Below are 683 nucleotides of genomic sequence, written 5' to 3'. Positions count from 1 at the left end.
TTTACCGACAATGGTGATGGTACGTTCAGCTTTGCACCAAACCAAAACTTCAATGGTGAAGTGAACCTTGATGTTGTAGTCGTGGACGAAGATGGTGCGACCGCTTCGACGACGGCAAACATTGATGTTCTGCCAATCAATGATGCTCCAGTATCGGGTGACTTGGCTTACAGTGTCGACGAAGACAACTCAATCACGCTAAGCCAAGAACAATTGTTGGCACAAGCAACGGATGTAGAAGGTGATGCACTAACCGCTTCTAACCTAGTGGTTGACGGTGATGCGACGGTTGCGGCTAATGACGATGGTAGCTTTACCATTACGCCTGACGCGAACTTCAATGGCGACATTGATATCACGTTCGATATCAACGATGGCAGCGATACTATCGTTGCAACGGCTGACCTAACGGTTAACCCAGTTAATGACTTACCGCAGCCAGAAGATCAAGCGTTCACTATTGGTGAAGATGGTGTGTTGACCTTCACTGACCAAGATCTGCTTGATGGCGCAACGGATATCGATGGTGATGACCTATCGGTAGAAGGTGTCACTTACACTGGCGCTGATGGTGTCCTAACCGATAACGGTGATGGGACCTACAGCTTTGCTCCAAACGAGAACTTCAATGGTGATGTGAACTTTACCTTCGATGTTTCTGATGGCACGGATACCGTGACCGC

The 683-nt window shown here is 48.3% G+C and carries 1 protein-coding gene; it reads left to right on the top strand.

Annotation, left to right across the window (positions count from 1 at the left end):
- A partial coding sequence (locus R7Q11_RS26575; RefSeq protein WP_225467047.1) for a tandem-95 repeat protein occupies positions 1-683 on the top strand: 683 nt, incomplete at both ends.

The organism is Vibrio sp. 970, assembly GCF_033339075.1.
Note: the sequence above shows the minus strand (reverse complement) of the source record. Positions and strands in the feature narration are given on the sequence as shown.